6 protein-coding genes are annotated in these 6,016 nt (G+C 72.1%); 5 read left to right on the plus strand and 1 reads right to left on the minus strand.

The genetic code is table 11. The annotated features are described in order from the left end of the window. Positions 1 to 135: 135 nt before the first annotated feature. A complete protein-coding gene (locus tag AC1MIR_RS17630) occupies positions 136 to 564 on the minus strand; it encodes a CBS domain-containing protein (RefSeq protein ID WP_480029486.1) in 429 nt (142 codons plus the stop codon). Between the two features lie 181 nt (positions 565 to 745). Between AC1MIR_RS17630 and AC1MIR_RS17635 the strand changes: the two genes are divergently transcribed. The 5 genes from AC1MIR_RS17635 to pgsA all read left to right on the plus strand — a co-directional run bounded on the left by AC1MIR_RS17635 (position 746) and on the right by pgsA (position 5,856). Continuing rightward, a complete protein-coding gene (locus AC1MIR_RS17635; RefSeq protein WP_480029487.1) occupies positions 746 to 1,765 on the plus strand; it encodes a dipeptidase in 1,020 nt (339 codons plus the stop codon). 55 nt (positions 1,766 to 1,820) lie between these two features. Next, complete coding sequence (locus tag AC1MIR_RS17640) at positions 1,821 to 2,597, plus strand: SDR family oxidoreductase (protein ID WP_480029488.1); 777 nt, start codon at positions 1,821 to 1,823, stop codon at positions 2,595 to 2,597. Further along, on the plus strand, positions 2,594 to 3,028 hold the full coding sequence (locus tag AC1MIR_RS17645; RefSeq protein WP_480029489.1) for a dihydroneopterin aldolase: 435 nt from the start codon (positions 2,594 to 2,596) through the stop codon (positions 3,026 to 3,028). Before AC1MIR_RS17640 ends, AC1MIR_RS17645 begins: the two co-directional genes overlap by 4 nt. Before the next feature lie 263 nt (positions 3,029 to 3,291). Beyond that, positions 3,292 to 5,175, plus strand: coding sequence for an excinuclease ABC subunit UvrC (gene uvrC, locus AC1MIR_RS17650; protein ID WP_480029490.1), 1,884 nt, complete (start codon positions 3,292 to 3,294; stop codon positions 5,173 to 5,175). A gap of 66 nt (positions 5,176 to 5,241) precedes the next feature. Further along, positions 5,242 to 5,856 carry a CDP-diacylglycerol--glycerol-3-phosphate 3-phosphatidyltransferase gene (gene pgsA / locus AC1MIR_RS17655; protein ID WP_480029491.1) on the plus strand — a complete coding sequence of 205 codons (615 nt, stop codon included), beginning with the start codon at positions 5,242 to 5,244 and terminating at the stop codon, positions 5,854 to 5,856. Positions 5,857 to 6,016 lie beyond the last annotated feature (160 nt).

The following is a 6,016-nucleotide window of genomic DNA, read 5'->3' on the forward strand; positions in this document are numbered from 1 at the left end:
CGGGGCGGCGCATAAGTCGCCGCCCCGCATCTGGGATGGGGATGCGCCTGGGCAGGTGCAAGTCTCAGCCTGACAAAACTTCAATCCGACCGTCATTTTCCTCGCCGGCGCGAGAGCATCACCCCGGGAAGCGATTCACCGCAGGACCTCCCAGAAGCCGTTCTCCTCGTTCAGACGGGCATGCTCCATGGCCCGGAAATCCCCGCGGGAGACGATCCCGGCCACGCGCCCGTCCTGCACCACCGGCAGGTGGCGGAAGCCGCCATCCTGCATCAGGCGCAGCGCCTCCACCACGCTCGCGCCCGGCGGCAGGGTGACCGGCTTCGGGGTCATGGCGTCGCCGAGCCGTGTGCGCGCCGGCGGCAGGCATTCGGCGCCGATCCGGCAGATCGCGTCGCGCCCGGTGAAGATGCCGAGCAGCGCGCCATCGGGGTCGGTCACCAGCACGCAGCCGATGCGATGGGTCCGCATCACGCGGCAGGCCTCCTGCACCGTGGCGTCGGGCCCGAGCGTCACGGGATCGCGGCGGTGGAGCAGCATCTCGGCGAGGGGCCGGTCGCGCATGGCGTCCTCCTGTCTTGCTGGCGGCCAGCGCCAGGACCGGCGCCGGCGGGCCGGGCCGTGTTACGGAATGATGATGCCGCGCCGGCTTCGCGCCGGACAAGTCGTCCGCATGGGAGGGTTGGGCCGGTTGACGCTCGCGGCGCCCCACCGCAGCCTCGCCGCCAAGGAGAATCCCCGCGCCTTGCCCGAGACCGACGACGCCGCGCGGATCCACGCGCAGACCCTCACCCTCGACACCCATGTGGACATCCCATGGCCCGATCCGCCCGACCCCGCGGGCGAGACGAAGCGACATGTGGATTTCGCAAAGATGCGGCGGGGCGGGCTGGGGGCGGTGGTGTTCATCGCCTATGTCCCGCAGGGGAAGCTGACCGCCGAGGGGCACGATGCCGCCGCCGGCCGCGCCGAGGCGATGCTGCGCCACATCGCCGGCACCGCGGGCGGCGACCGGGCCTTCTGCGCCGATGCGCCGGCGCTGGAAGCGGCCAGGGCCGCCGGTCAACTTGCCGTGCTCTCGGCCGTCGAGAACGGCTATGCGATGGGCGAGGATCTCGGGCGGCTCGGCCTCTGGCGGCGGCTCGGGGCGATCTACGTCACGCTCACCCACAACGGTCACAACCTGCTGGCCGACAGCGCCATCCCGCGCAAGGACCTGGGCGACGGGCCAGAGCGGCATGGCGGCCTCTCCGCGCTCGGCCGGCAGGCGATCGCGGAGATGAACCGGGTCGGGCTGCTGGTGGATGTCAGCCACGCCTCCCGCGCCGCCATGCTGCAGGCGGCCGAGGCGTCCCGCACGCCGGTGGTCGCGACCCATGCCTGCTGCGCCGCGCTGCGCGCCCATCCGCGCAACCTCGACGACGCGCAGCTCGACGCGCTGAAGGCGGTGGGCGGGCTGGTGCAGATCACCGCCGTCTCCGCCTTCCTCCGCGCGATGCCGGGCAGCAATGCGGGGCAGGCGGCCAGCGTGGCGGACTATGTGGACCATGTGGACCACGCCGTGCGGCGGATCGGGATCGACCATGTCGGCCTGTCCTCGGACTTCGACGGCGGCGGATGGCTGAGCGACTGGCCGGATGCCGCGCGCTCCGGTGCCGTCACCGCCGAACTGCACCGCCGGGGCTACGGCGCGCGGGAGATCGGGCTGCTCTGGAGCGGGAACTTCCTGCGCCTGATGCGGCTGGCCGCGCGGCACGCGGCCTGATCGCGTCGCGCGCCATATGGCCGGAAGCGGCGGGCACCCCCATCTGCGCGGCGCCATGACGATCCCCGACACGATCCCCCGCGCCGCCCTCGTCACCGGGGGCGCGAAGCGGCTCGGGCGCGCGATGGCGCTGGCGCTTGCCGAGGCCGGCTTCGACATCGCCCTGCATTTCTCCGCCAGCGCCGCGGAAGCGGCCGAGGTCGCCGCCGAGATCCGCGCGCGCGGCCGCCGCGCCGTCACGCTGCGGGCCGACCTGGCGCGGGAGGAGGAGGTGATGGGCCTGGTGCCGGGCGCGGAAGCGGCACTCGGGCCGCTGGGGGTGCTGGTGAACAACGCCTCCACCTTCGAGCGCGACGAGTGGGACGACGCGACGCGCGCGAGCTGGGACCGCCACCTCGAGCCCAACCTGCGGGCGCCCTTCGTGCTGGCGCAGGCCGTGGCGAAGGCGCTGCCGCGCGGGCGCGAGGGGGTGATCGTGAACCTGCTGGACCAGCGGGTGTGGTCGCTGACGCCGCATTTCGTCTCCTACACGGTCTCCAAGGCGGCGCTCTGGACGCTGACCCAGACGCTCGCCCTGGCGCTGGCGCCGCGGATCCGGGTCAACGCGATCGGGCCGGGCCCGGCGCTCCCCTCGGCGCGGCAGACCGCGGAGCAGTTCGAGCGGCAGGCCGGCTCCGTGCCGCTGCGGCGCGCCACCTCCCCGGCGGAAGTGGCCTCGGCACTGCTGGCGATCCTGTCCCTGCCCTCGATGACCGGGCAGATGATCGCGCTCGATGGCGGGCAGCACCTGCAATGGGCGCCGGTGCGCGACCCGATGGACATGGTCGAATGATGTACGCCCCCGATGCCGAGCGTGGCCGCCGCGTGGTCTTCGTCCGCGGGCTGGAGCTGATGGCGCGCCTCGGCATCCACCCGCATGAGAAGGCGGCGCCGCAGCGCATCCGGCTGGATGTCGAGCTGCTGGTGCGCGACGAGGCGGCGCCGGCCGACGTCGGGCCGGATGAGTTCCGCCGCGTGGTGGACTACCAGAGCCTGGTGGAGCTGGCCCGCGCCGTGGTCGCGACCGGCCATGTGCTGCTGGTGGAGACCCTGGCCGAGCGGATCGCGGCGGCCGCGCTGCAGGACCAGCGGGTGGAGCGGGCACGCGTGACGGTTGAGAAACCGGAAGCCTTCTCGGATGTGGCGGCAGTCGGGGTGATGGTCGAAAGGCGCAGACAACAGAAGGGCTTGGCGGGCGACGACCCGAATTGTCCACCGCCTTGACGTCCAGATCGGTTGCCATCGCCTGGGAGCGGCCAATCCGGCCCTGATCGCTTCGCGGGGGGGTGCTCTCGCAGTTTCTGGCAGAAGATCAATACGTTAACAAATATGCCTAAAATGCGTGCAGCGCGATCCATCCGGCGGATGACGGCCACTTCGCGGCCATTGCGCCCATGTCGCCCACAGACTTGTCCACAGCTTCCGTGGACAACGCCGCGAATGCCTTGCCTGTCGTATGGCGCGCAGCGGCGCCATATCCTGCACGCATGACTTGCGAGACCGATTCCGCCGGGGAGGCAGCCCCCGCCCCGCGCGGGCTGGGCGCGATCGAGGCGGCGCTGGCCACCCTGCCGCTGGCGCCGGGGGTCTATCGCATGCTCGATGCTCGGGGCGATGCGCTCTATGTCGGCAAGGCGCGCAGCCTGCGCCGGCGCGTCGCCGCCTATACGCGTGTCGGGCAGTTGCCGGAGCGGCTGCGCCGCATGGTGCACGAGACGCGCGCGCTGGAGGTGGTGACAACCGCCAGCGAGGCCGAGGCGCTGCTGCTGGAAGCCAACCTGATCAAGCGCCTGCGGCCGCGCTTCAACATCGTCCTGCGCGACGACAAGTCCTATCCCTGGCTGGTCCTGCACGAGGACCACCCCTATCCGCAGATCGCCAAGCATCGCGGCGAACGCCGCAAGGGTTCGAGCTACTGGGGCCCCTTCGCCTCGGCCTGGGCCGTGAACCAGACGCTGACGGCGCTGCAGCGGGTGTTCCTGCTCCGCTCCTGCCGCGACACGGTGTTCGAGAACCGCACCCGCCCCTGCCTGCTGTTCCAGATCAAGCGATGCTCGGCCCCCTGCGTGAAGCGCATCAGCGAGGCCGACTATGCCGATCTGGTGAAGCAGGCGAAGGAGTTCCTCGACGGCGGCACGCCCAGCATCCAGAGGCGGCTGGCGGCAGAGATGGAGGCGGCGGCGGAGCGACTGGAATTCGAGCGCGCCGCCGCGCTGCGCGACCGCATCCGCGGCCTGACCCATGTGCAGGGGCGCGACCGGGTGAACCTGGACGGGGTCGGCAATGCCGACGTGATCGCGCTGCACCAGATGGCCGGCCAGTCCTGCGTGCAGGTCTTCTTCTTTCGCGGCGGCCGGAACAACGGCAACCGGCCGTATTTCCTGACCCACGCGAAGACCGAGCAGTCGCCGGAGGAGGTGCTCGGCGCCTTCCTCGCCCAGCTCTACGACGACCTGCCGCCGCCGCCGCTGGTTCTGGTCAGCCATGACCCCAAGGATGCCGCGATCCTCGCCGAGGCGCTGGTGATCAAGGCCGGGCGCAAGGTGGAGATCCACCGCCCGCAGCGCGGCGACAAGCGCGCCGCCGTGGAGCACGCGGCCACCAATGCACGGGAGGCGATCGAGCGCCGCATGGCCGAGGGCGCCGCGCAGACCGAGCTGCTGTCCGGCGTGGCGCGGCTGTTCGACCTGCCGGACACGCCCGAGCGCATCGAGGTCTACGACAACAGCCACATCATGGGCACCAACGCCTATGGCGTGATGGTGGTCGCCGGTCCCGCCGGCTTCCTGAAGCAGCACTACCGCAAATACGGCATCCGGGACGCAAAGCCGGGGGATGATTTCGCGATGATGCGCGAGGTCTTCGACCGGCGCTTCGGCCGCGCGCTCAAGGAGGACCCCGAGCGCGAGACCGGGACCTGGCCCGACCTGGTGCTGATCGATGGCGGCGCCGGGCAGCTCTCCGCGGCACGGGAGATCCTGAACGAGATGGGGCTGCACGACATCCCGCTCGTCGCCATCGCCAAGGGGCCGGACCGCGACGCCGGGCGCGAATGGTTCCACCAGACCGGCAAGGCGCCCTTCCAGCTGCCGCCGCGCGACGCCGTCCTCTACTACCTGCAGCGGCTGCGCGACGAGGCGCACCGCTTCGCCATCGCCTCCCACCGGGCGGGGCGGTCCAAGGCGATCACCCGCAGCGAGCTGGACGAGATCCCGGGCGTGGGCAGCGCGCTCAAGCGCAGGCTGCTCAACCATTTCGGCTCGGCCCGCGGGGTGCGCAACGCGGCGCTCGAGGATCTGGAGAAGGCGCCGGGCATCGGGCCCGCGGTGGCGCGCAAGATCCACGGCCATTTCCACCCCACCGATGGCTGAGGCCGGCGGCCCGGGGGGCACCGTCCTCCTCGCTCCGGCTGCGGGCTTCTGCTAAACCGGGCCTGCATGCCGATGGACCTGCCCAACCTGCTGACGCTCTCGCGGATCGCAGCGATCCCGGTGCTCGTCGTCCTGGTGGCGCTGCGCGACCCCTGGGGCGACTTCGCCGCCTGCGTCGTGTTCTCCGCCGCCGCGATCACCGACTATTTCGACGGCAAGCTGGCGCGGGAGCGGCAGCAGACCAGCGCCTTCGGCCGCATGCTCGACCCGATCGCCGACAAGCTCCTGGTGGGCGCCGCGCTGATGCTGCTCGCGGGCATGGACCGGCTGACCGCGCTCGGGCTGCTGCCGGCCATCGTCATCATGCTGCGCGAGATCCTGGTATCCGGCCTGCGCGAATACCTGGCCGGCCTGTCCCTCGGGCTGCCGGTGACGCGGCTGGCCAAGTGGAAGACCGGCTTCCAGATGGGCGCGCTCGGCACGCTGCTGGCCGGCGATACGGCGGCGGGCCTGCTGCATCTCGGCTTCCTGCCGGTCGGCCTGATCGGCGAAGCGATGCTGTGGACCGCCGCGGTGCTGACCCTGGTCACCGGCTGGGACTATCTGCAGGCCGGGCTGCGCCATGCCGGCGCCGCCGAGCCGGGACGAGCCGCACGGCCGAGCGAGCCGGCGCGCTCTTGAGGCTTCGGTGCTCCGGCCGCATCTTGCCGTAAACCACGCATCGGGGCCTCCCATGCCAATTGCGATCCACCGCCCCCGCCAGGCACCCTGCGCCCCCCCCCCCCCCGGGGGGGGGGCGGCGCGGGGGCCGCGGGGGGGGGGGGGGGCCCGCCGGGCGCGC

The sequence above is a fragment of the Falsiroseomonas sp. RANM36 genome (assembly GCF_056682175.1).